At 41.4% G+C, this 24,600-nt stretch carries 21 protein-coding genes and 1 pseudogene; 11 read left to right on the forward strand and 11 right to left on the reverse strand.

The annotated features are described in order from the left end of the window. Nucleotides 1-12 precede the first annotated feature (12 nt). From rseP to rpsN, 3 genes are all read left to right on the forward strand, one after another. The gene (rseP, locus tag ACWATR_RS07815; protein WP_460331125.1) at nucleotides 13-1,113 is read left to right on the forward strand and encodes an RIP metalloprotease RseP; all 1,101 of its coding nucleotides are present in this window, start codon (nucleotides 13-15) and stop codon (nucleotides 1,111-1,113) included. Beyond that, entirely contained in the window at nucleotides 1,089-1,778 is a 690-nt protein-coding gene (nth, locus tag ACWATR_RS07820; RefSeq protein ID WP_460331127.1) for an endonuclease III, read from the forward strand. Before rseP ends, nth begins: the two co-directional genes overlap by 25 nt. Before the next feature lie 235 nt (nucleotides 1,779-2,013). After that, on the forward strand, nucleotides 2,014-2,316 hold the full coding sequence (gene rpsN, locus ACWATR_RS07825) for a 30S ribosomal protein S14 (RefSeq protein ID WP_012410383.1): 303 nt from the start codon (nucleotides 2,014-2,016) through the stop codon (nucleotides 2,314-2,316). A 77-nt stretch (nucleotides 2,317-2,393) separates the two neighbouring features. On the opposite strand, the gene ACWATR_RS07830 is transcribed toward rpsN, so the two are convergent. Further along, nucleotides 2,394-2,723, reverse strand: coding sequence for a hypothetical protein (locus tag ACWATR_RS07830; RefSeq protein ID WP_012410384.1), 330 nt, complete (start codon nucleotides 2,721-2,723; stop codon nucleotides 2,394-2,396). Between the two features lie 102 nt (nucleotides 2,724-2,825). Between ACWATR_RS07830 and aat the strand changes: the two genes are divergently transcribed. Both aat and ACWATR_RS07840 read left to right on the forward strand, forming a co-directional pair. After that, entirely contained in the window at nucleotides 2,826-3,404 is a 579-nt protein-coding gene (gene aat / locus ACWATR_RS07835; protein ID WP_460331130.1) for a leucyl/phenylalanyl-tRNA--protein transferase, read from the forward strand. A gap of 815 nt (nucleotides 3,405-4,219) precedes the next feature. Then, complete coding sequence (locus ACWATR_RS07840; protein ID WP_181930994.1) at nucleotides 4,220-4,597, forward strand: hypothetical protein; 378 nt, start codon at nucleotides 4,220-4,222, stop codon at nucleotides 4,595-4,597. A gap of 307 nt (nucleotides 4,598-4,904) precedes the next feature. Here the strand turns inward: ACWATR_RS07840 and ACWATR_RS07845 are convergent, their stop codons facing one another. Beyond that, nucleotides 4,905-6,353, reverse strand: a complete 1,449-nt coding sequence (locus tag ACWATR_RS07845) for an AAA-like domain-containing protein (protein WP_460331132.1) — start codon at nucleotides 6,351-6,353, stop codon at nucleotides 4,905-4,907. 1,171 nt (nucleotides 6,354-7,524) lie between these two features. Then, the gene (locus ACWATR_RS07850; protein ID WP_460331134.1) at nucleotides 7,525-7,920 is read right to left on the reverse strand and encodes a hypothetical protein; all 396 of its coding nucleotides are present in this window, start codon (nucleotides 7,918-7,920) and stop codon (nucleotides 7,525-7,527) included. A 163-nt stretch (nucleotides 7,921-8,083) separates the two neighbouring features. Between ACWATR_RS07850 and ACWATR_RS07855 the strand changes: the two genes are divergently transcribed. After that, nucleotides 8,084-8,683 (forward strand): Coq4 family protein, encoded by a 600-nt coding sequence (locus ACWATR_RS07855; RefSeq protein ID WP_460331137.1) that lies wholly within the window; start codon nucleotides 8,084-8,086, stop codon nucleotides 8,681-8,683. Between the two features lie 500 nt (nucleotides 8,684-9,183). Beyond that, entirely contained in the window at nucleotides 9,184-11,937 is a 2,754-nt protein-coding gene (locus tag ACWATR_RS07860) for a zinc-dependent metalloprotease (RefSeq protein WP_460331139.1), read from the forward strand. 91 nt (nucleotides 11,938-12,028) lie between these two features. On the opposite strand, the gene ACWATR_RS07865 is transcribed toward ACWATR_RS07860, so the two are convergent. From ACWATR_RS07865 to ACWATR_RS07875, 3 genes are all read right to left on the reverse strand, one after another. Further along, nucleotides 12,029-12,916 (reverse strand): alpha/beta fold hydrolase, encoded by an 888-nt coding sequence (locus tag ACWATR_RS07865; protein WP_460331141.1) that lies wholly within the window; start codon nucleotides 12,914-12,916, stop codon nucleotides 12,029-12,031. 295 nt (nucleotides 12,917-13,211) lie between these two features. After that, nucleotides 13,212-13,721, reverse strand: a complete 510-nt coding sequence (locus tag ACWATR_RS07870; RefSeq protein WP_460331144.1) for a HugZ family pyridoxamine 5'-phosphate oxidase — start codon at nucleotides 13,719-13,721, stop codon at nucleotides 13,212-13,214. A gap of 164 nt (nucleotides 13,722-13,885) precedes the next feature. Continuing rightward, nucleotides 13,886-14,542 (reverse strand): DUF3386 domain-containing protein, encoded by a 657-nt coding sequence (locus ACWATR_RS07875; protein WP_069071365.1) that lies wholly within the window; start codon nucleotides 14,540-14,542, stop codon nucleotides 13,886-13,888. Nucleotides 14,543-14,643: 101 nt separating this feature from the next. On the opposite strand from ACWATR_RS07875, the gene ACWATR_RS07880 reads away from it, so the two are divergent. From ACWATR_RS07880 to ACWATR_RS07890, 3 genes and pseudogenes are all read left to right on the forward strand, one after another. Further along, nucleotides 14,644-15,315 (forward strand): LuxR C-terminal-related transcriptional regulator, encoded by a 672-nt coding sequence (locus ACWATR_RS07880; protein ID WP_460331146.1) that lies wholly within the window; start codon nucleotides 14,644-14,646, stop codon nucleotides 15,313-15,315. A 337-nt stretch (nucleotides 15,316-15,652) separates the two neighbouring features. Beyond that, on the forward strand, nucleotides 15,653-16,357 hold the full coding sequence (locus tag ACWATR_RS07885) for a hypothetical protein (protein ID WP_460331149.1): 705 nt from the start codon (nucleotides 15,653-15,655) through the stop codon (nucleotides 16,355-16,357). Nucleotides 16,358-16,405: 48 nt separating this feature from the next. Further along, a pseudogene (locus ACWATR_RS07890) lies at nucleotides 16,406-16,543 on the forward strand (Uma2 family endonuclease); the annotation flags it as partial. Between the two features lie 159 nt (nucleotides 16,544-16,702). On the opposite strand, the gene ACWATR_RS07895 reads toward ACWATR_RS07890, so the two are convergent. From ACWATR_RS07895 to ruvC, 3 genes are all read right to left on the reverse strand, one after another. Further along, complete coding sequence (locus tag ACWATR_RS07895) at nucleotides 16,703-17,428, reverse strand: hypothetical protein (protein ID WP_460331151.1); 726 nt, start codon at nucleotides 17,426-17,428, stop codon at nucleotides 16,703-16,705. A gap of 637 nt (nucleotides 17,429-18,065) precedes the next feature. Next, nucleotides 18,066-18,344 carry a hypothetical protein gene (locus ACWATR_RS07900; protein WP_460331154.1) on the reverse strand — a complete coding sequence of 93 codons (279 nt, stop codon included), beginning with the start codon at nucleotides 18,342-18,344 and terminating at the stop codon, nucleotides 18,066-18,068. 683 nt (nucleotides 18,345-19,027) lie between these two features. Beyond that, nucleotides 19,028-19,519 carry a crossover junction endodeoxyribonuclease RuvC gene (ruvC, locus tag ACWATR_RS07905; protein ID WP_181931011.1) on the reverse strand — a complete coding sequence of 164 codons (492 nt, stop codon included), beginning with the start codon at nucleotides 19,517-19,519 and terminating at the stop codon, nucleotides 19,028-19,030. Between the two features lie 175 nt (nucleotides 19,520-19,694). Here ruvC and ACWATR_RS07910 point away from each other — a divergent pair, with 175 nt between their 5' ends. After that, on the forward strand, nucleotides 19,695-21,077 hold the full coding sequence (locus ACWATR_RS07910) for a gluconeogenesis factor YvcK family protein (protein WP_460331156.1): 1,383 nt from the start codon (nucleotides 19,695-19,697) through the stop codon (nucleotides 21,075-21,077). Between the two features lie 221 nt (nucleotides 21,078-21,298). On the opposite strand, the gene ACWATR_RS07915 is transcribed toward ACWATR_RS07910, so the two are convergent. Further along, on the reverse strand, nucleotides 21,299-21,646 hold the full coding sequence (locus ACWATR_RS07915) for a cupin domain-containing protein (RefSeq protein ID WP_069072789.1): 348 nt from the start codon (nucleotides 21,644-21,646) through the stop codon (nucleotides 21,299-21,301). Beyond that, nucleotides 21,643-24,537 carry a glycerol-3-phosphate acyltransferase gene (locus ACWATR_RS07920; protein ID WP_460331159.1) on the reverse strand — a complete coding sequence of 965 codons (2,895 nt, stop codon included), beginning with the start codon at nucleotides 24,535-24,537 and terminating at the stop codon, nucleotides 21,643-21,645. The genes ACWATR_RS07915 and ACWATR_RS07920 overlap by 4 nt, the downstream gene beginning before the upstream one ends. Nucleotides 24,538-24,600 lie beyond the last annotated feature (63 nt).

Consider the following 24,600-nt stretch of genomic DNA (forward strand, 5'->3'; position numbering starts at 1 on the left):
GTAATTTGTTCTATGTCAGTTTTAGCAGCGATCGCAGTCTTGGCTGTTTTGATCTTGGTACACGAGCTGGGACATTTTGTTGCAGCACGTTCTCAAGGCATTCTCGTTAACCGTTTTTCTTTGGGTTTTGGCCCAGTTCTTTTGAAGTACCAAGGTTCACAAACCGAATATGCTGTCCGCGCCTTTCCTTTGGGCGGCTTTGTGGGCTTTCCCGATGATGACCCCGATAGCGATGTTCCACCCAATGACCCAAATCTGCTGCGTAACCGTCCAGTTTTAGACCGGGCGATCGTTATCAGTGCCGGAGTGATCGCAAATTTAATATTTGCCTACTTAGTGTTGGCTCTGCAATTGGGTATTGTTGGTATTCCCAAGGAATTAAACTATCAAGCTGGTGTTCTTGTACAGCCTGTTAATCAAGAATCTGTTGCCTACCAAGCAGGAATTCGAGAAGGTGATATTATTCTGGCTGTGAACGGTCAGGAACTCCCGGCTTCTGATCAGTCAACTCCTTTGCTGACCAAAGAAATTCAAACTCATCCCAATCAGCAAATCGAACTGAAAATTCTGCGTGAAAACCAACAACAAACTCTGAAATTAACACCAAAACTAGGAGCCGATGGCAAAGGTGTAGTTGGTGTGGCACTTAGTCCAAATGCTACAGCAATTTATCGCCGTCCTAATAGTCCTTTTGAAATTTTTGGTCTTGCTGCTAATAGATTTCAACAATTATTTGTTGGTACACTAAGCGGTTTTGGCCAGTTAATTACCAACTTTCAACAAACTGCTGGGCAAGTTTCTGGGCCAGTTAATATTGTCAAAATTGGTGCAAAATTAGCTGAAGACAATACTGTAAATCTGTTGTCTTTTGCGGCAATTATCAGCATTAACTTGGCTATTATCAATATTTTGCCTTTACCAGCCTTAGATGGCGGACAACTCGCTTTTCTGCTGATTGAAGGTTTGCGTGGTAAGCCTGTGCCTAGCCGCATTCAAGAAGGTGTAATGCAAACAGGCTTGGTTTTACTCTTAGGCTTAGGAATTTTTCTGATCGTCAAAGAAACTACTCAATTAACTAGTCAATTGGAGTGGGTACAAAAATTATTCCAGTGAGTACTACGCGCAAATCCTTATCTAAAAAGCAGCGATCGCTAGAAATTTTAGCTCGTCTGAAGCGTCTTTATCCAGATGCTACTTGCTCTTTGAACTACTCAACGCCAGTACAACTGTTGGTAGCAACCATTCTCTCTGCTCAATGTACTGATGAGCGGGTAAATAAGGTAACACCAGCTTTATTTGGTAAGTTTCCTGATGCTGAGAGTTTAGCGATCGCTGACTTAGTAGAATTAGAAAGTTTGGTGCGTTCTACAGGGTTTTATCACAATAAAGCCAAGAACATTCAAGCCGCCTGTCGGATGATTGTTACTGAATTTAACTCTGTTGTGCCCAACCAAATGGAACAGTTGTTAAAGCTTCCAGGTGTGGCACGGAAGACAGCAAATGTAGTTCTGGCCCATGCTTATGGCATTAATGCTGGCGTGACAGTAGATACTCACGTCAAGCGCCTCAGCCAACGTTTGGGTTTAACTGAAGCAAAAGACCCCGTTCGGATTGAGCAAGATTTAATGGGTTTATTGCCTCAGCCTGATTGGGAAAATTGGTCAATTCGGTTGATTTATCACGGTCGTGCTATTTGTAAAGCCCGCTCTCCAGTTTGTATTGCGTGTGAGCTTGCTGATTTATGCCCTGTAGCCAATAAGCCAGTGGTTGTAGGGTAAGCGACTAAATAATTACTAATTCGTAATTCGTAATTCGTAATTGAAGAGAGTAAAGAGCAAGCACTGAAATCTTTGATTTCAGTGGTCAACAATCAGTGGAGAGTTCAGAGCAAGCATTGATTGCAACTACGAATTACGAATTATCAATTACGAATTATGTTGACACAAGTAACCCCAGAATTGATGGAGAGAATGTAGAATGGAAAACGGTGTCTTTAAATAAGTTAGAGAATATATGGCTAAAAAGAGCATGATTGAGCGCGAGAAAAAGCGCACCAGGTTGATAGAAAAGTATGCTGACAAACGGGAAGCTCTCTTAGAAGAGTTCAGAAGTGCAGCATCTCCTTTGGATAAGCTAGAAATCCACCGGAAGATTCAACAGCTACCCCGGAATAGTGCGCCCACCCGCCACCGCAATCGTTGCTGGTTGACTGGTCGTTCTAGAGGAGTTTACCGCGATTTTGGACTCTCTCGGAACGTGCTACGAGAATGGGCGCATGAAGGTCTTTTACCTGGAGTTGTTAAGTCTAGTTGGTAGTTAAGAGTCATTAGTCATTAGTCATTGGTCATTGGTAAATAACAAAGGACTAATGACAAAGGACAAATGACAAAATATTATTGACCACAACACTTATCAATTCCCAGACTTTCTAAGAGTAGATCGCTGACGGCGTTGGCGATCGCAAACTCTCCATAAAAGCTATTGGAAAAATCATAGGACTGCATCTCTGTGACAATGGCAATTACCAGAGAACCAAGGTCATTTTCTCCTTCCATCCGTTGACGCACAAAAATCTGTGCGGCTCGTTGGGCAATATTTTGGTTGACTGCTTCGGGGATAAATTCTGTATCTAGCCACCGTTGTAAGCGTTCTCGTAACCATTCACCTTCGAGCAACGGATTTTCGGGCGGTGGTAGGGTGATGGGTGGAATTGGTTGAGTCATCTTTTTTAAACGCAGAGGGACGCGGAGGGAAACACAGAGGAACGCTGAGGTTGACTTTTAGCATCAAATTGCGTTTCTAAGAGTGTTTTTTTATATTTATTTATGCAATATGATATCGCCGCTATTGTTGAGGGCTATGCACAAGGCTATTTTCTCATGGCTGATGAACGCGATCGCCTGAGTTGGTACGGAAGTCGCGATCGGACTTTGATTCCTTTGGATGAGCGGTTTCGTTACCCCAAGTCTTTGCAGCGCGTTCTGAATCAAGAACGCTTTAGCGTGGCGATTAATCGGGACTTCCAAGCTGTGGTGGCTGGGTGTGCAGACAGAGAGACAACTTGGATTTCACCAGAATTGGAAAAGATTTACTGGCTACTGTACCAGAGTGGTTATGCTTATAGTTTTGAAACTTGGCAAGGTGACGAACTAGCCGGGGGAATTTTAGGGATTGTGATTGGTGGGGCTTTTATTGGTGAGTCGATGTTTTACCGCATTCCCGAAGGTTCAAAGGTAGCGATGGTCAAGTTGGTGGAAAGATTGCGTCAGAGGGAATTTGTATTTTTTGATGCCCAAATGATGAATCCTCACCTTGAGAGGTTTGGTGCCTATCGAGTTGAGGATGAAGAATATCAAGTTTTACTAAAGCAAGCATTACACCGTCCATGTTCTCTAATAATTTAGTCAGACTAAAATTTGTAACTACTTATTTGTGTTAAACTCTCGCAATTATCGTGATCTTCTAAAAATAATTCGCGCCTTGATTGCGTCAGATCGTATTAACTACTTCTATCCCTGTTTTATCACTTTCGGAGAAAATAATCGAAGCGAAACTCTGAAACTTTTATTTAATAAAGTTTTGAGCCTTTATTTTCTAGTAGAAACTAAAATTTATAGCCAAAAGCTGAAAAGTAAAGTTCAGAAATGCTTTCAGCGATTGCTTCCTTCCAGCTTGACAAAACAGGGTTAAATTGGATTTGAAAAACCTGCAATAGTTTGGAAGGCTGTGATTTTTATCAGCTGGTGTTAATCGTTGTTGTGGCGTGTGAAGCAATTATCTCATTCATTGCAACAGCAGAACAGCGTAACTTTACCACCACCCTAAAAAATCTGACTGTTCAATGAACTTTGGGGGTTTGAGTCCCCAGAAAGATAGGCAGCACGTTTTGTGTCGGGGTTAAATCCCTGTTACAAAACATAATTGCGTTAGCGTAGCGGTAGCGAGTCTTCGATAGCGAAGCGTTAGCGACGCAGGAGCGTCGCGTCATTGCGAATTGCGTTAGCGGAGCGGGGCGTTAGCCCATTGCGAATTGTTTTAATCTCTATTTTTCTAGATTGCGCTCGCCCATCAGAATTTATTTTTTAACTGTCTTCTTAACTGTCTTATCTGTCATTGCGTTTTCTTGCTGATGGCGAGAAAATACAAACGCGACAGTAAAAAACATTGGACAACAATGCAATTATCTCAATAGACTCTATTCTTTTTTGAGGAAAAAATCATGAGTTCACTCAATCAAAGGCAAAGCTATATGTTAACGCAAGGTCAAGACATTTATCTGTCTGGTAATCCCATTCAAACTGAAAAATTCTCTATTAAAAAGACCCTACGGGATGGAGGAAAAATCCGTTTTAAAATTCGTTATTCGGCTGAAATACAGGGTTTCTGCCTGCTAGAAGTTTTTCTGATGAGAGCATATAACGGAACACAAACTGCTAGTATGACTATCCCTAATGGTGGTTCGACAGCTAATGTTCAAGAACAAGAGCAAGAATTTAGTATTTGGGAGCCAGGAGATTATTACTTCTTTTTCAAAATGTCTTCCAATAATGGAAAATTTCATATTGAGGATTATCAGCTTTATTGGTCAGCTAATTAATTGTTTTTCGTTGGAAATACCAAAATCAGCAGCCCTAAACTAGAGCAAAATAAAGACAGAGATCGTCCTAATTTAGGATTAAAAAAGGCTTTTTATCTGGCTTATAGAACAAAACACTTCATTCCATAACTTAACAATCCGTTCTAAAAAGCTCACGCTCAAGAGAAGTATGAGCGGAGGAAGTTGCCGCTCGAACTTCTCCTTTCCTTCTCTACAAAAAGCTGCGCTTATGGAGACGCTCTTGCTAGCTTGCTTATATTGTAGGAGTAAGGTGAGCACGAGAAAAAGAGTAACTGATAGTTTTTTATTAGGCACGTTTTTGCAATGATTTATATTCAAATTCAGCAACGCCTAGTTGTTTTTTAAAGTAAGCACGGTAGAGTTCGCAACGCGGTAGGATGCGATCGCCTTCATAAGTGATCAACCCCAAGCTTTCGAGCTTATGAGTGTCAATGGGATTCAGAGAAATGCTTTGCTTTGCGGCCACAACTTCAACATACGCCTTTACCAAACTAGGATTTTCTTGCAGAATTGCCCAGTGTCGCCATAAATGATAACGATAGATACCACCGTTAGCGATCGCATCCTGCATGAGTTCTTCTAAAGTAATCCCTTGACAGCAGAGATAATACAAAGCAATCCGAATTAGCGCTGGATGTCCCCCCACGAGAGACATTAGTTGCTTAACTTCCTTATTAGAAGTCCAGTCTAGTCCATGCCGATGAGCTAAATATTTTACTTGATACTCAGTAAATTCTGGTAGGCGGATCGGTAATCCGATATTAAATGGGGAGCGGTTGATATCCAGAGAGACATATACTTCTGTAGAGTAAACCACCACTAACCTCAGTTTCTGCAAGTTGTTATCTTGTCGTGCTTCCTCATACCAAGAGCGCAACAAACCAAAAAACTCTCGAGCAATTTCAGGATATTCAAAAAAGCGGTCAACCTCATTTAAGACTAAAACCACTGGACTTTTGCTCTGGTTGAGCAAATAAGATTGCAAATATACACTGCAACTCAACTTACAGCCTATTTCCTCATCCCAGTTGTCATCTAACTTAGGATCAATGCCTAATTCTGTTGCAATTTGCCAGCAAAGAGAACGCAAAAGCTTGTTTAAGTCTGTCAGACAGCTTGAATCGATTTGGTTGCAATTCACGTTCACCGGGCTATAACCTTGCATCTTAGCAAAGGCTAACAGCCGCAGCACAAGAGAAGTTTTACCCATCTCTCTTGGCGCTCGAATCCGGATCACACAGCCTGGTTGAATTATTTCTCGATAGACTAGTTCCTCAATGGGGGGGCGTTCGACATAGAAGGGCGAATCTAGAGCTACGGGGCCATCTGGGTATGACCAAAGATTTTCGAGTAGGTTATGGTGTTGAGTAACAAATGAATCTAAGGATAAAGACGGAGATAACTTTTGTTCTTCTGTGTCTAAACTCAGTGAGAAAGTTTGAGAGTTTTCAGTATGATTCGATTCACTCAAAACTGTATAGTCTTCTCTGCGTAATTCTAAGTTAAAGGCGCTGAAGCATAATTTTAGGGTTTTTTGATCCACGCCTGTATTCAATGACCATAATCGATTTAGAGTTTTGGTAGAAACATTCATGCGATCGCCTAAATCTTCTAGAGTGAAGCGATGCCCATTATTTTCTACCTTTTCCATCGTCAGAATCGACGCCTGTAAACGCTTCAACCCAGCGATCGTTAGGATAAGTCCTCGTCTTCGCGTGCTCTTAGATTGCTTCATATCGCTAATTATCTATCTGTTTTTTTCTTTACCGTCTTAGCTGTATCCTCATTGTTTCATGTTTTCAAACGGTTATTCAACAGTTACTTAACTGCTCCTAAATTACTAATTAACAGGTAAAAAAATATACGCGCCTCTTTCGCTACAATTAGACGAGTGGGTATAAACAAACATAACTATAATTGATTGTCATTTTTCCTCCCTCAATGAAAATCCGCTGAGGCTGCTATATCAAGAGTCTTTTTACTACTAGCAAATAAAAATCACAAGCCTTAATAATCTAATGCGCTTTTAAGTTGCATAGTTCAATCGCTAGAAAGATACGGGGACGCGGCGACGCAAAGATGCAATTTGAATGACAATTAGCTTAGTTCACTTTATTTGTACCGATTTATTCAGTGTTACTGAAAGTTATTTCTTATCTGGTATTAATCTGGATTTTACAGTGTAGATGCATATAACAAGGTTGTGACCAAGCTTCTTCGGGGCGAGGGAACAGGAGAAGAATTAGCCTTGAAGATCAAGGGTACAGAGCAATTAAATTTATTGATGAAAAAAAATAAAATTTTTTTTAGAGACGCGTAGCGCAAGAAATAATACGTATTTACGCGTAGCTTGTTTTACGCTATCGGTGACGATTCTAAACTAATTATCTTTTGGATTCAACACACAGTAAGGGTGCACAGCTAGCTATGCACCCTTACTAAAGACGTATATTTTATACAACTCAAAAACGCTACAATCTCTTATCAGGAAGGTTAAAGAAAAATTCAGAAGTCAGAATTAAGACGCGACGCTCGAATAATCGCTACCGCTACGCTATCGCGGACTCGCTCTAAGCATACTCCTACGGAGAAGCAAGCTACGCGGTAGCGTCTCGTAGAGAAGGATTTACGCTGCGCTATCAGTCGCCAGTCTGAATCCCCCACTGATTGAAAACCACCAAATCTACGATTTGGTGGGGGTGCAAAAACGCTGGTTATTCATCCACTTTTTCGGTCAGAATTCATGCTGAATTCTGACTCCTGACTCCTGAATTCTGTTCGATAAGCGTATTACTCAAGCATTAGAGGAGTTGGCTGGTTATACACCACTGTCCCGACGTGTTACTCATTTCTTAGTGAAAAGTTCTTAGCAATTGCTGCCAATACAATATAGTATGGCAACACATTTAGCGTCGAACTTGGTTAGAGATATCTTTGCCTGTTTCTGCTGCACTATTCCCTACATCACGAGCAGTTTTCTGAGCACCCTCTACGTACCCAGAGCCAAATTGTTTAAAGGCTTCTGCTGACTCTTCACCAATCTTCTGAAGTCGTTCACCAGGAGAACCTTCCGTTTCACGAGCTTCTTTATTCCACTCCCCGATTGTTCTCGGTCTTTGAGAATCATCTTGCTGTATCTGTTCACGAACTCTTTCCTTTAAGGCTGTGTTATTTTGCCCAGGAGCAGCATTCGTCGTCAGCATTAGAAAACCAACTAGGACAACAGCCAAAAAACCTTTTATCTGAAGTCCTTTAAGCAAGGTACTGATGTGACTAATCGTCCTAGAAATCAAATTTATCATGCCAAATAGGTTGCTTTTTGAAGTACAAATAAAGATTAACTATAAAAAACTAATTATCCTTCTAACAAAAGACATATATCAGTAATGAAAAACAAAGGCTTCTTCAATCCTGAGGAAGAGACGACTTACTCTAGCAATCCTAAATCATTCGCGAGAAGTTGAGATGCTCAAAAAACTACAACAAATCAAAGTAATTCTGGCTTATAGAAACTCAGAAAATTTGGGTGATATTGCAATTCTTAAATCTGATTTTTTTGGTGCTAAAGTTTCTCCAACAGTCGCCTCGAAACTTCAATCAGTAGTAGGTTATTATCCCACAATTGATTTGCACCAATTAAGCCAATATCCTCAAGGCTCCTTTGGACGAGAATATGCCAATCATCTGCGAGCAAATCAACTAAAACCATTAAATATCAGCCCAGAACTAGAAGACATTGCCAAAAGTAATCTATTTGCTCTGCGATATTTGGTCACCCACGATATTTTTCATGTTTTGCTTGATTTTGACACCACCTACGCCGGAGAAATTGGTGTACTTGCTTTTGCTGCTACACAAAACTACAGCAAATCACTTCACATCGGTTTGTGGTTGGCTAGATTGCTCTATCCTATCCTGGCTCCTCAACAAATAAAAGCGATTTGCGCCAATCTGGTGAAAGGGCGAGAACTAGGTAAGAAAGCTGATTTTCTATTGGGCTACCGCTTTGAAGACCATTGGGAAGAACCAATTGACGATGTGAGAAAACGCTTGAGATTACAATAAATTTCCACAATTAATCCGAAAAAAGGATTTATTTGCTTAATAATAGCGTTCTTAGAAAGCTAGCTCTTTGTTTATAAATCATGCTTGAGATTGCTGCGACTGCTAAATGTAGCACTAAATACATTTTTAATGCTACATTTGGTTTTTAATACAGATAGAAGTAAAAAAAACATATATCTTTAGTTGTAAAACTTATCTATCTTCAGACATAAATGCTTGATAGATAATTTCTAAAGAGCTACTAATAACAATCAATAGTCACATGACTTTTAGGCTAGTACACTGTGGCGGAAGTTTGACTACCTTTAACAAGTTGCTTAAGCAATTTGTCTGGTTAATTAAAATGCTGGTTGTATATCTGCTGTGCTGTACTAGAGGCGTTGTTTATCTGAATGAGTGGATTTATATCGTAATCCCTAGATATTTGAAGGGCTTGCAGACGACAAACTAATCCACATTTTTCCTTAACACGAGAACTGCTTCAGGTGGAAAGCCAAAGGATGAAATACTGGATAACGAAATTAGCAATCTGTATAGTATTACTGTATGGCTTGTTCCTGTCAACTGATTATGCAGGAGCAAACCAACTTTCAAGCCTTTCAAATATTGATGTGCAGCAATTAAATGCACTTCCAGGAGATGATAACTTAGCAACTGCTGATGATAATCTTGCTGAGATTAAAAAAGAAGATTTTTGCCAATTTAATGGAACTCTTAATAAAATAGATAAACTAGAAGGACTCTTCACACTTTATTGTAGTGAGGATTCGGGCAAAGTTTACTTAGAACTTAAACCAGAGCAACTAAATAAAGACTACCTAGCTATAGTGACATTGGAATCAGGGGTTGGAGAAAGTGGGATTTATAGTGGATTACCTCTTTCTGATTTTATCTTCTACTTTCGACAAGTAAATAATAGATTGCATTTTGTTTTACGCAATGTTAAATTCCGCACAGAAAGTAGAGCAGAGCAGAGATCGCTTGCTCGTTCATTTAGCGATTCAGTTCTTTATTCACTCGAAATAGCTACTATTGATCCAAAGAGTAAAAATATTTTAATCAACTTGAATGAACTGCTAATGCAGGATTTTTCGGGATTAACTCCCCTATTGAAATATTCTTTACAGGCTGATTACCGATTAGACCCACGCAAGTCATATTTTGGCGATGTTAACAGCTTCCCAGAAAATGTAGAGATTGATTCGATTTACGGTTTTTCATCATTAGAAGGATCAAATTTAGTCACCGTACCCGATAGTAGGGCATTCACTCTGAAGGTACACTACAGTTTTTCTCAACTTAGAGAAAACAATGGTTATATTCCCAGACTTGCCGATGACAGAGTGGGATATTTTATTACTGCGTTCCAAGATTTCTCTAACAATAATCCTCATGAATCATTTGTACGTTACATCAATCGCTGGCATCTAGAACCATCTGACCCTAACGCCGCCTTATCTCCACCCAAAAAACCAATTGTGTATTGGATTGAAAATGCTGTACCCCTAGAGTACCGCGATGCGATTCGTGAAGGCGTTTTGATGTGGAACAAAGCATTTGAAAAAGCCGGATTTCAAAATGCCATTGAAGTGCAGCAAATGCCAGATGATGCTGATTGGCAGCCAGCAGATGTACATTACAACACTATTCGCTGGTTCAATTCTTTGGATGCAGGTTTTGCCAGAGGGCCGATGCGCGTCAACCCATTCACAGGGGAAATATTGGATGCAGATATCATTGTGGATGCCAATATGGTGCGTTTAATTCAGCAAGAATATCACGCACTGATGGAAGCAAATTCATCACTGAACACAAACCCATGTCAAGAAAAAGCAAGAGGACACGAGGATGTGGGGAAATTCCTGGATAGATTCTCCACTTTCTCTTCCTCTGCTCTCTTTTCCTCCTCTGAATTCTGCTATGGCATGGAATCCTCAAATCAAGCAGCTATGGGGGCGCTGGCGTTGTCAATTTTGCCCAACACTACGCCCAGTAGTGAAACGATGAAAGAATATGTGCATCAATATTTGCGTTCTCTCATCGCTCATGAAGTAGGGCACACTTTGGGTTTGCGCCACAACTTTCATGGCAGCACCATGTTAGCGCCCGAAGAATTAAATAATACTGAAATCACTCACACTAAAGGTTTAGTTGGTTCGGTGATGGATTATCTACCTGTGAATATAGCACCACAGGGAGTAAAGCAAGGTGACTATTTCCCCGGAGTTGTTGGCCCTTATGACGAATGGGCAATTGAATATGGTTATAAAATATCTCCATCAACAACACTTGAGGCAATTATTCCAGAATCAGAAAAAAGTTTTTTAGAGCAGATTGCATTGGCGTCGCCTCAACCAGAATTATCTTACGCAACTGATGAAGATATCTGGGACATCAATCCTTTAGCAAATGTCTGGGACATGAGTAGTGATGTGCTACTTTATTCGCAGTGGCAAATGGATAATGCTCGTTTTATGTGGCAGCGCCTTGACAAGGGTTATCTATCGAAAGGAGAAAGCTATAGTAACCTGCGCCTGAGATTCAATAGAGTACTTAAATATTATTTTCGGAACGCCTCCTTGCTTTCTAAATACATTGGTGGACAATCGTTTCGGCGTCTCCATGCTAGTGATGATGCTGCTTGGGCATTTGTACCAGTTTCACTTTTAAAACAACGCCAAGCATTGACAAAATTACAAAAGTATGTTTTTTCAGAGGATGCTTTCAGCTTTTCACCAGAATTGCTTAATCAACTGGCACCGTCGCGTTGGGAACACTGGGGTAGTTATGCACCTAATAACCGCCTTGATTATCCAATTCACGATCGCATTCTGAGTTTTCAAAGTGCGATATTGCGATCGCTATTAGACAGCGATCGCCTGAATCGGTTACAAGATATAGAATTAAAAACTCTTCCTGGAGAAGCACTTTCCCTTCCAGAACTGTTAGATACTCTGCAAACAGGCATCTGGACAGAAGTTTTCGCCCCTGGAGAACCAAAGCCAATTTCTAGCATTCGCCGTTCATTGCAACGGGAATATCTAAATATTTTGCTACAGATGATGTTGGGTACTACTAATACACCCGAAGATGGTCGAACATTGGCTTGGTATGAATTGCGCCAACTGCAAAAAGCCATTGATGTCAGACTCAAAAAACTTGGTGAAAGCCTTGATATTTACACCTTAGCTCACTTAGAAGCTTCTGGCGATCGCATCACTAAAGCCTTAAACGCGCAGTTACTTTCTAAGTAGTCATTTGTCATTTGTCATTTGTCATTTGTTATTTGTCTCCCTCATCCCCCTCGTCTTCCCCAGTCCCCAGTCCCCAGTCCCCAGTCCCCAGTTACCTAAGATACCGTTGCAATAGACCAATAAAAACTTCTGGTATTTCCAAATGAGGTAATATTCCGGCATCTGCGATCGCACAAAAATCTCGAATTGCTCTTGGATTTAAATTTGCCAAGCGTTGTCCTAGTTTGATGTTGGTAAATTGTGCCTTTTCTCCCCAAAAAATTACCGTGGGAATTGTCAGTTGCTTAATATATAAACTCAGGTCAAAGTAAAGATCGCCCCGCAAAAATGCCAAGGCGGCAAATTTGGCATTAGGTTGTTGTGCCGAGGTTAAATAAGCCTGTACAGTCTCTTGGGATAGTCGTTGTGACTTAGCAAACAGAAAACTTTGTAAAAAATTTCGGACTGCAATTTCATTTTCAGCACCAAGCATATAAATAAAACTGTCCAACAGAGGCGCATTAATTACCGAAAGCGGAAGTCTGCGTCCAGCACCCTGTCCAAAATCATCAAATCCAGAAGGAGACACCAAAAACAATCCTTTGAACAAATTGGGTTGAACAATCGCTAGGCGGATAGCAAAAGCGGCTGTGAGAGACGAGGCTATCACCGTCACCGGCTGGCGACAAGTTTGGATAATAAACTCTGCGATCGTGCTGAGATAATCCCTAATTTTATAATCCCGGACTGGATGAGCCGATTCTCCCCAGCCGATTAAATCTGGGGCTAAAATGCGGTAATTAGAGGCAAAAGCCGGGTAAACTTTAGACCATTCATAAGCAGATGCTCCACCACCAAAGTTATGGAGAAACAGTAGTGGAGGTAAATCTTCAGTATCAGCAATCGCCCAAGGTGCATTCGTTTGGGTATAGTAAACCATTGCCCCCAAGGATGTATGGATGACTTTATGTCCAAAGCCAGGAGGTTGAAACTGAAGCATAAAATTAAAAAGTTTAGTTTAGTTTAATTTGCATACGGTCAAACTAATTCAGGAGTCAGAATACATCTGTCTGAATAGTTCAAGAATCGGGAGAACATTTGATGAATCAATATACAGCAGAATTCAGAATTCAGTAGTCAGAATTCAGAAGTAAAACAGGCTTTATACCTGGCTTTTAGACTTAGCTTGTGTACCTCACTAACTTGAAATTCGCTGTATCAATTACACTTGATTCTTTCTAAATTCTAACTTTTGGCTCCTGGGTGCTGAATTCTTGCAATTTATAATTCATAATTTACCCTTGCTTTTTCTCGGCATCTCCTGTGATTTGCACAAGTTGATGGAGGTTATCACCACTGATTTGATAGGCTCCGCCAAAACCAACTACAAAACGGCCTTCACTTGGAGTTAGCTGGAAAATCCGAAAGTCAGACAAGCCGCGCAAAACCTCGATAATTTCACCAAACCGCCCTTGAAATTGCTCAACAATTTGATTCCACTTGTCAGTTTCACGCTCTATTAAAGTTGCCGTACAATCAAAACTCAAACGACGACGCGCAAAAATTAGATTACTCTTAGCTTCATCCTCGATAAATAAGACACTAACATGAGGATTAGCATAAAGATTTTTGGTATGAGTGGAAAGACCGCTGACGTAAATGTAGATATTCTTGGAGTCATCCATTACAAAAGGAGCATAACTAGCATTGGGTATTGCTTGGGCGCTAACGGTGCTAATGATTACACTCTCAAATGCTTCAGGAAACTTTTCGTACTCAGCTTGAATGTTTTCAAGTTGACTCATAAGTAAATTATCACTTGATTAGGAACACATAATTAAGTATCTTAACGTGATTGAACGATGTCTATGATGATGAGCTACGCCTACGCATGGAATACCCAAAAATAAAAGCGATCGCTCCCTTTAACTCAAGAGCGATCGCTAATTTTTCGATTACAGAATACAGTTTAACCAGCAACAGGTTCCAACAATTTAATGTCAGAGAAGATAAATTCCTGAGTAGAAAATTGTCCTGCTGTCTCGGTGCGAATCTCCCGACGATTTAGGATGAAATAGTCACCAACTTTTTCATACTCATCAATAAATTCGCTTCTACCACCCTTTTGTTCCCCAGTTTTGGGGTCATGGTAAACAGAGTCATAACGGTGGGATAGGTAGCCTTCCCCGGTGTCGTGACTGCTGAAGGTGTCAATAGTCACAAAAGTACCGTGAATTAGACGGTGAACATGGCAGACTTCATTATTGCGGACTTTGTATTTATCGCCCTCAGCCTTACCGCCCATTAAAAGCTCAACGGCACCCGTTTCGTCAGTTTTGCCATAGCTAAAGGTATTGGCGCTGTGAGTGTCTTCAAAGCTGCGGCGGACGCGGTGAATTGCTATCTCCCATGCTTGCCCATGAATTGCTTTCTGCGCTGCTTCGTCATCTACATCCAAAACTTCGGCTTTTAAATTGGCACTGATGATAACTTTGCCTGTAAACACTTTGTCATCATGCTTAAAAGTAATATTTGCGGTATAACCGGGGAAATTCTTGTCCCAAGTATAGCGGTTCTCATAAGCAGCCCGGAAAAGTTCCTGAGCAGAGAGTTGTGTAACTGTCATGTGCTTCTCCTAGTCGCTACTGTTAATTAGCGTTTTAGTTTCCTTGGTATTAGCATAGAAGTAATTGTTGAGGCTTGGATAGTCCCCAACTGGGTACACTTATGGCTAATTCTCTACACGCTGTATTTCATGCGATCGCTAATGTCCAGAATGAGCAAGAGTTAAGACTAGCTCTCACGGATAAAATTAGCGAGCATTTTGGCGTGCAAAATTGGGGTATTTATCTTCTAGATGAGCAGCCAACCACTGAGATTAATATTCCAGGCATTCCGGCAGTATGCTTAGAGAGCAATCCAGTGGGACGCTACGTGGTTGAACGTCATGCTCCCGCTCATGAGCAGCTATTATTATCACCAGGAGACTGGAAGCATTTTTGCTCACGCTCGGATCACGAACATGTAATGACTGGGCCAATTGTTTGCGATGGTCGTCTTGTCGGAACGCTTAACTTGGCTCGTGATCAGGGAAATCCCGCATTTAATGGCAACGATTTAGCTGATCTGAGTGCTTTATGCATTCATTTGTCAGCAAAAATGGCAACTCTACGGACAAAACCCAAAATATCTAATTCGATTTTAGTAAGTCCTTTAACAGCGCGTGAGTTAGAAATTGCCGATTTGGTGGCGCAGGGGTTAACGAATGCGGAAATTGGGGAAAAACTTTGGATTACGCAAAATTCCGTCAAACAAGCTTTAAAGAGGATGTTTCGGAAATTGAAGGTTTCGGCACGTGCAGAAATGGTAGCAAAGTTACAAGATATACAAGTTTCTTGAAGGAGACAGGAAACAGAGGGCAGAAAGCAGAAGATAAGAATTATGAATGAAAACTTACTTTAATTCTGGAGTTTATACCCAGTTTAAAAGAATAATTGTATTGAGTAGAGTGCAGCGACATACAAAGCCTCCTGCCTCCTGCCTTCTGTTATAAAGACTCTAACTGATGATAATCTAAGATTGTTGAACCAAATTAAATAAAAACTTTTGTTTTTGACAGTTTTCTTTTTTGGACAATAGTAATATAAGTCGTAAATAAAGTCTTTAACAATTAAGACTTGGTTATGATTTAAGTAAGTTCTTAGAACTTAGTTAGTTTTTTAACAGGAGAAGTAGGGTGCTTAACAACCTTCATCAGTTATTATCTCCCCGTCAGTGGGGAATTTCCCTTGCGGGCTTAGGCTTACTTCTCGGTTTCGGCTGTATAGCCAAGCAGACTCAAGTAGTATCAGTTAAAGATTCTCCATTATCATCGGCTCAGATTCAGAAAAGCTCATCATCGGCTCAGATTCAGAAAAGCTCTGAAAACTCTCTTTTGTCGCAGCTGAGAAAAGTTCGGGAGCAGAGAAGTCAACTGAATGCGGCTTCTGGAGGTGGAAAAACAGTACCTACAATCACAGCATTGGTTCCCGATACTCAGGGAACTACAAAAGGCGCAGGAGTTTTACCAAAAGCAAATTTTCCTGTAAAAGATGGGATTTACCTCTATGGTCAATCCCCAAAAGCAAACGAGCTTGGTCAAGGTTATATCATTTTTCAAAAGCAGCAAGGCAAGGTAACGGGTGCTTTGTATATGCCCCAATCAGAATTTAATTGTTTTCAGGGTACAATCAACCCATCAGGAGAGTTGGCAATGACGGTTAATAGTTCGTCAAATGAAGCTAACTCTAATCAATCGAATCAGGTAGCTACAAGCAATAAACTGCCCAACGTGAGTGAGAATGAGTATAACTCTTATGATTACTCCGTGGCTCTGCAAGACTTTCATCGGTTAAATTCTATCACTGCTAGCGATCGCCGCACGTTGCAAATGTGCCAATAATCTCCAACATCTTGATGATGAATGATGAATTTTTGACAAAAACCTTAAATTGTACAGTTCTCTGCGAAAGCCCTGACTCTAAGTGAATTCCTGGATCTGTCAGAGACAGAACCCGCCAGTGAATACATTGATGGGCATATCATCCAAAAACCGATACCGCAAAGAGAACACAGCCCAATTCAGAGCAGTGAGTGTGCTAACCGCAGTCGTACTTGGGGAAAGTGTTGCAGATATTCCCCAATTTGCGGCAAGTCTGCTTCTTCCACAACTCTTGCTGTGTCTTCTCATCCACAGCCTGAAAGATGCCCCAACTTTCAAATCCAGTTAGGGCACGAAGTGAAAATTTTAGTTTTGAGAAAGTTGATTTAAAATAAATCGAATTTCCTTCTTACTACACTGTTGTTTCCTGACAGCGTAAATTGTTTGGCTTCTATACATTGCGGCAGAACGATAAATTATACCTTTGACAACATCCGTCACATAATGAGTCGGTGGTGGTGGAAAATCTTCAAAGGTAATTAAATACCAAATCTCGTTTATCTTCTGGTATTGATGATAATTATCAATGATGACAATATCAGTTTCTTTCTGCTTTTGCTGCTGTTTTCGAGGTATTTTCTCGGCTGCACAAAGAATTCCAGTTTCAGGATGAATATAGAAGCGATCGCGATAGCTTGCATCTAGCTGAATTCGATACCCTCGGTAAGGCTTGCTATAGAAACTACCATCAATTATTTCTACATGCCGTTCAACATAGTCCCACACATGATCGACAACATGCTGTCCGGCCATTGTTTTGGGATCTAATCGTTGACAAAGTTGGCTGTAAACGTCATTCCAAGGCTGTCCAACTTGCGATCGCAAAAACCGCCGCAAGGGGCCGAGATGATCTGAAAGATATTTGGATTTGTTTATTGGTTTAATCAGGTAGGAATTCAACAATCCATCCTGAATTGCTTCCTCGGTGAGTTTGTATAATTGCTTCTTAAAACCAGTCACCTTTTTAAGACTGATTCTCCTCCCACCGCGAGGACGCTCAATCACAATCTCGCTCAAACGATGTTCGCTCATATCTCACGTTGTTTAAATGCAGTTGTACTAATTGAGTTGTGATTAAACATGAGTTAGCTAACATCATTGAACTCACCTCTTTATTAAGTAAAGGTTATAGACAAATACGATTTGAAGAAGAATACAGAATACAGAATTCTGAATAAGAAAAGTCAGGGTGCGGAAAGAGAAAGAGGTAATATCAATTAACTTCAATCGAAGTAGAGTTTAGTGGAGCCGTCGGGAATTGAACCCGAATCCTGCAACCGTCCGTTTGTTGGTTTCAGAGCAGTCGAACACCAATCGCGGCCCCAAAAGTGGGCACTACCGAAAGAAGCTGCTAAACTAATTCCCAAAAAGTAGCATCCAGGCAATTGTCAAGGCTGCTAGAGGTTTTAGTTTTGCCTTTTAAAGAGACTTTCATCTTTATATTACATTTGTAGTATAAAGCCTACATAATGTCAAGAGGATACTACAAATTTTTTAGGCATATTTTATTTGTAAAGGGAAGAAGAATCTCTTCCCCTTGCTCCTTATACCGTTTCTTTTTGAAGATGCGCCTAGAGGATTTACCCAAAACTCTGCTGTAGGGGCAATTTATGAATTGCCCCTACAAACCGTATTATCCACACCCTATTTCATGACCAATGATTGCGATCTACGCACTCGTTGAACTATTTTTACTCAAAGCTTCTGCTTTCATTTTTGCATTCACTTTGGGATATTTGCTTAGGACAGGAGTGCTTAAATCTATATTTTCCGAAGATGATGTTGAAATCGACGGATCAGAGCTAATTTCTTCTGGTTGTGGATCTAAGAGTGGTTTTCCTTCCCACGAGTAATTGCATATTTTACTATGAAGTAGTGTGCCAAATGTGACATTGATGACAAAGGCCAATGAATCTACAAAGATTATGTCTATAGCCCGATTAATCATAAGTCCCCCCTTGAGCTGATAAAAGCATCAAGTGATGTTGGAATTTGAATTTGACTACACAAGGTGCAATGCTTGTTCCAGAAATCTCCCGAAATACTTGTAACTTAGCTTTGGTAGTCTGATTAGATATAAAAAAGGGAAAAGTGATGATTAGGGATTAGCTTCTGCTAATTATCTAGCACTTTTGGTTTAAAATCGAACTATTACTCTGATTTGATACGACTATTATATAAATTTGTTAAACAATATCTAATGAAAAAAGTCATGAATATGACCATGACTTTAGCCACAGTTTCTCGGTTTAGCTAGTTATTAGGAATTGGTAAACTTTGGAAAATTATCATTACCCCATCTAATTAATATAAGCTGCAAATTAACATTTGCTCCCCTAATTGGTAGTAAAGAAAGTTCTAATACTTCCTTGTTTACTCGCTAAATTCCAGATAGCTGGTTAATGAATAATGGGCTATTACTAAACAGCTTTATTAGTCTAAAACCCAGGAATAGAGCTTTTTATAAGCCCGCTATTGCACCTGAATATTTAGCCACGTTATTGGTTGAAACATACATTCACTCCTACTATAAGTAAGAGTGGGTTCCTGCTGCCGACGCTCCCGGACTCTCCTGCTGCGCTATCCTGCCTTGTCTACGACACGCTCTTGCGTTCGACCTCCTGAAAACACCTACAACTGATAAGAAGCCGTCAAAGCCACCGCTAAAGCATCCGCAGCATCATCAGGCTTGGGAATCTCATCTAAATCTAACTCCCGCGCCACCGCTTCTTGTACTTCCGACTTATCGGCATTGCCATATCCCGTTAAAGCTTGTTTAATTTGAGCAGGAGTAAACTCTACATAGGGAAGACGACGCTGACCCAACACCAAAATGACTATACCCCGCGCCTGTGCAACCAGGATTGTACTTGACATACGATAGAAGAATAGTTTCTCGATCGCAACCAAATCCGGTTGAAATTCCTCCATCACGGTGTGTAAATCATCGAATAAGGTACATAGGCGCAGTCCCATTTCTACATCCGCCGATGTTTTAATTACTCCAAAATCCAGCATATTTACTGTAGTCTCTTGCACCTTTTTGGGATTTTGTATGCAGCTAATTGCCCCAAATCCTAGAATTGCTAGTCCTGGATCTAACCCTAAAATTCGTTTTTCCATTAAATTCACTTTTACCAAGCCAGGGTATTGTTTAACTAGGAATACTGGCAATCTTGACCACTTGCTCTTAAGTCTAATGGGATTGACAAATATAATAGTTTCACGCCTAGGGTTTTAAACCAAGTGGTGTACATTTTCTGTTAATTATTGTTTGTAGCACTGCTCCGAATCAGGTATGTCAATTGGTTTTCTCAGACAAGCCCTCAACGCCCTGCAAAAGCAATCGCGTTCTCGTACTTCCTATCGGGTTAACCAGTGGTTCAAATGGTTATCCCCTGGACTATCGGTAAAACGTTGGTTGTTGATCAGTGTTGGGGGTGTACTGCTGGCGAGTTTGGGGTTAGCTATTTGGATTAAGCTGACCCCAATTTTTTGGATGATCGAGTTGGTTAGGGGTTTCCTGGGAGTAATCACCAACATCCTACCCAACTATATTAGCGGCCCTTTGGTGCTGCTTGGCGGTTTACTGTTAGTGCTTTGGGGGCAAACTCGCACCGTAGGCTCAATTACTAAGGTACTAAGAGCAGAAGGTGGCGAGGAACTCATTGATGTCTTGATGGCTCATCGTCGATTGTACCGAGGCCCGAAAATAGTAGTAATTGGTGGTGGTACAGGACTTTCTACGTTGTTGAGGGGACTGAAAACCTACAGCGCTAATATTACTGCGATTGTAACTGTAGCCGATGATGGTGGATCTTCTGGACGATTGCGCCAAGAATTTGGAGTCCTACCACCAGGGGATATTCGCAATTGTTTGGCTGCACTAGCAGATGAAGAAAAGTTATTAACAGAATTGTTTCAATACCGTTTTCGGGCTGGAGATGGATTAACCGGTCACAGTTTTGGCAATTTGTTTTTAACGGCAATGAGTGATATTACTGGAGATTTAGAACAAGCAGTTGCAGCCAGTTCTAAAGTGCTAGCGGTACGAGGACAAGTACTACCAGCAACTCTTAGTGATGTTCGCCTCTGGGCAGAATTAGCCGATGGTCGTCGTATTGACGGGGAGTCTAGCATTCCCAAAGCTGGCGGTAAAATTGTCAAAATTGGCTGCATTCCAGCTAATCCTCCGGCGGTGCCAGCAGCTATTAAGGCACTTAAAGAAGCTGATTACATTATCATTGGGCCAGGTAGCCTTTATACAAGCCTGATTCCTAATTTACTAGTACCAGAAATTGCCGATGCGATCGCTCAAACAGATGCCCCCCGTATTTATATCTGCAATATAATGACTCAACCAGGTGAAACTGAAGGCTACACTGTTGCCGATCACATCAGAGCAATTGATGCTGCTTGTGGAGAAAGGCGGCTATTCGATGCTGTACTAATACACAAAAAATCGCCATCAGAGCAATCACTCATCCGCTACGCTCAACAAAACTCCCATCCTGTTTTCCTCGATAGAGAAGCCGTAATTCAGCTAGGGCGAAGAATTGTTCCAGCTAATGTTTTGTATGAAGATGAAACAGGTTTTGTACGTCACAATCCCCAGAAACTAGCACAAGTGTTATTGCGGTGGTACGGTAGAGGCCATCACGGAAGAAAAGATGTTTCTTGAGAAGTAGTTAACAGCAGAGGCTTGAGCCTTAAAAGCTTACATAACAAGGCTTTTGGCATTTCCTCGCTGAAGGAATGATAACAGTATTTTTTGCTATCAACTATCATTCTTTGTGCGAGGTTTTACTGTGGTTGGAAGTTTTACTGTGGTTGGAATATGTTCCTGTTTAATCGCTTCCTCCATTCGATAATTCAGTTTGTGCTACTCAGTATGATGACGATTTAAGCTGATATTTCCACTCGTAAACCAAAGTATGTCAAAACAAGCTCAGTTGAGCCACTATTGACAACTTCATGTACTTCTCCTGGTTCTATGGCTACGCAGTTTCCCGGAAGTAGGGGGTATTCTTTACCATCAATGTGAATTACTCCTGAACCAGCTTCCACAAAGAAGACTTCGCACATATCTTGATGCGCGTGTGCTGGTGCGGTTTGTCCAGGAGCAAAACGTGCTTGAGAAAAGTTAGTCAGGTGAGGTAAATCGCCGAAGCGTAGCATTACCTTTTTCTTGATTTCGGGATTGTGAGAAACAGACTCTTCAGGCAAGTTTTTCAGAGAAGTGGTAATCATTCGGGTCTTAAATCGTTAGATAATTCCACAATACCTCTAGACCCATCAATCCGTACCCGTTGACCATCTTGCAAAATCCATGTAGCACCTCGCACATCCATTACAGCGGGAATTCCATACTCACGAGCAACGATCGCACCGTGAGACAGCCTGCCACCAGCTTCGGCTATTAATCCCCCAGCCCTTAATAACAATGGCGCCCAGCCGGAATCTGTGTAAGGCACAACCAGAATCGTATCTCGGTCAATCTCTGGAATGTCTTGTAAGTTTCGCAACACCTTCACTCTGCCTTCGGCTTGCCCGTGACTGGCTCCAATGCCTTGTAAAATTTGGTCAGAGTACAGTGGAGAGGCAGCTAAGGGATGAGGAGGTGTATTGCCGTAGACTAAAAAGGGTATTTGAATAATCTCGCTATCTTGGACAAATTGCGATCGCCTAAATTCCACTAACTCATCTAACTGCTCAATTAAGCTGGCATCTTCATCCACGATTAGACGCCGCACTTCATCAAAGTTGACAAAAAAGATATCGCTTGTTTTCCTGAGTAAGCCGGACTTTAACCAAACCTTTTCTAAAGCGACAAAACTCCAACGCAATTCAGCTAAAAGCCGTGAGTAAACTTCGGTAACTCGTCCTTTGATATCTACACGGCGTTGCACAAAAGAACGTTTGCGCTTAACAGCAAAGATACTATTAATCGCATCTTTTGCCCCTGCTTGTGGTTCGTTCCCCTGCATTAACTGCACAAACATCTGCTTGATCATCTGGGGATTTTCCCGCCAAGTGGGAACGGAGATATCAGTTCCCACTTCACTTAAATAGCCGTAATCCTGAAGCAATTCGTTAAATTCTTCTAGGATCTTTTCTCCTTCTGGGGTTTGCTTTAATTGCTCAAATACCTGCTGTGGCTCAAATTCCTGCAATACCTGCTTGGCATCTGTAGCTATTGCACTGAGCGATCGCAATGCCGCTACTTCTGGGGTAACACTGTTATCAATCTGGCTATCTTTTACCCGGAAAATCGCCTGTCTCAGGGCTGCACTTAAGGGAGCTAAAATGCTGTAATACGTACCATGACGCAGTAACTCCAGAATAAAATCAATTCTTGCTAACAGCTTGGCTGGTTCCAAGTTATCTATATCTTCCTGTGCCAACTGTGACAACCCAGGAATGAAGCGTTGATGATAATCCTGCTTGAAATCCTTTTCTAAACTTAATTCCCGCTTCAGCAACTTCCCTAGTCCTGGCAAATTTTCCCAGGTTGATTGCAAGGACGGTTTACTTAATTTCGCTCCTCTGGTTAAAAATTCCAAACTTTCCGGTGGTAGTCCCATCCGGATAAAAATATCTCCTAAGAGGGATGCATTAAAGTAGGCTCTGGAATAATGCAGAGTTGCTGTTTCGGCAAAATCTAACCCCAAGGCGCGATCGCCTAAAACTAAAGTAAACAGTTCTCCCCAAACTCCACAAGTTAAGGGACGATTAATTGACCATGTTAAAGGGTGAATTACTCCAGGAATCACTTCAGCGGCGATTTTGCGTGTCCACATGGGCAACAGAGTGGTGATCGGTCGAGATTGCAAAACCCAGAGTGTTTGACCGTCATAACTCCACTCAATATCTTGAGGAGTGCCATGATAACGCTTTTCGAGTCGGTAGGCTAAGTATGCAACTTGCTTGATTAATGATTGCGGGACTCGTCCTTCACCCTCTAATTGTACAGAGTAAGAATTTTCCGTTTCAACGACAAAAGCGCGATATTGTTCTGGTGTGACTTTTCCCGAAACGACTTGCGTCGGGCTACCTGGAAGGGCTTCAATGATAATCGCATCACCTTGCTGGGTAATGGGATCGCGGCTGAAAGCGACACCAGAATATACACTCTGAACTTGTTGCTGAATCAACACAGCCATTGCTGTATCATTTAAGCCGCGATCGCGCCGATATTGGACAGCAGATGGGTGATTATAAGAAGTTTTAACTTGAGCGATCGCTGCTTGTAATGCCTCTGGGCTGGTAACATTTAAAACTGTTTCATATTGTCCAGCGGCGGAAGCGTTTTCTGAGTCTTCTCCAATAGCCGAGGAACGTACCACCAAGGGGGATAATTCTGATGGCTGGAGAAATTCTGTCAACCCTTGGGGATCGTCAATTGGGGCGAGTACCCACCCCTTCGGAACTGAATAGCCCCAGCGCTTAATTTGAGATAACGTAGCTGCCTTTTCTCCGACGATGGCAGCATCCAACTCTTCATCTAAAGAAACCATTGTGCGATCGCCGCGTAAAAATTCCAACATCGCTTGCGATTCTGTTTGTGCCTCTTGGGCTGGCAGATTCATATCATCAGGAATTCTGGTATAAATCCAGGCCATTAAAGCAGCTAAAGCAACAGCAGCCAGCATTCTGGGGATATCGCTCAGGTGCAGCAGGGTCACAAACAGAGGAAAGAGCAGTAAAACTCCAAATTTAACCACCTTTCTTGATTGCAGAATTGTAAAACTAATACCTGCAAAGAAAGATACAAATATTGCCACCAGTGGATCATGTACGACAAATCCCCAGACAACATTTGTCGTACCTGCCCCTCTGCCTATCCAGTATCTACCGATTACCAGAGCGATCAGGGCAATTAATTCCCAAGACGAGCCATCTGGGAAGAAAGCGCGGCTGAGTAAGACTGCTGCAACTCCTTTCAAAGCCTCTGACAAGACTGCCAGAATTCCGACAACTTTACCACCATGATAAAAGGCAGCCGATACACTAATATTTTTTGTACCGAGCTGTGATAATTGCTTCCGCTTCAGGGCGTAAGTAATCCATGCAATCAGCGGTAATCCGCCCAAGAGGGGGCAGATAATTAAAATAACTAAGACACCCCAAGGTTCAAACATTCTGGATTTTGGATTTTAGATTTAAATTTTCCATCTAAAACCTCAAATCTCAAATCTAAAGTT

The organism is Nostoc sp. UIC 10890 (assembly GCF_054786515.1).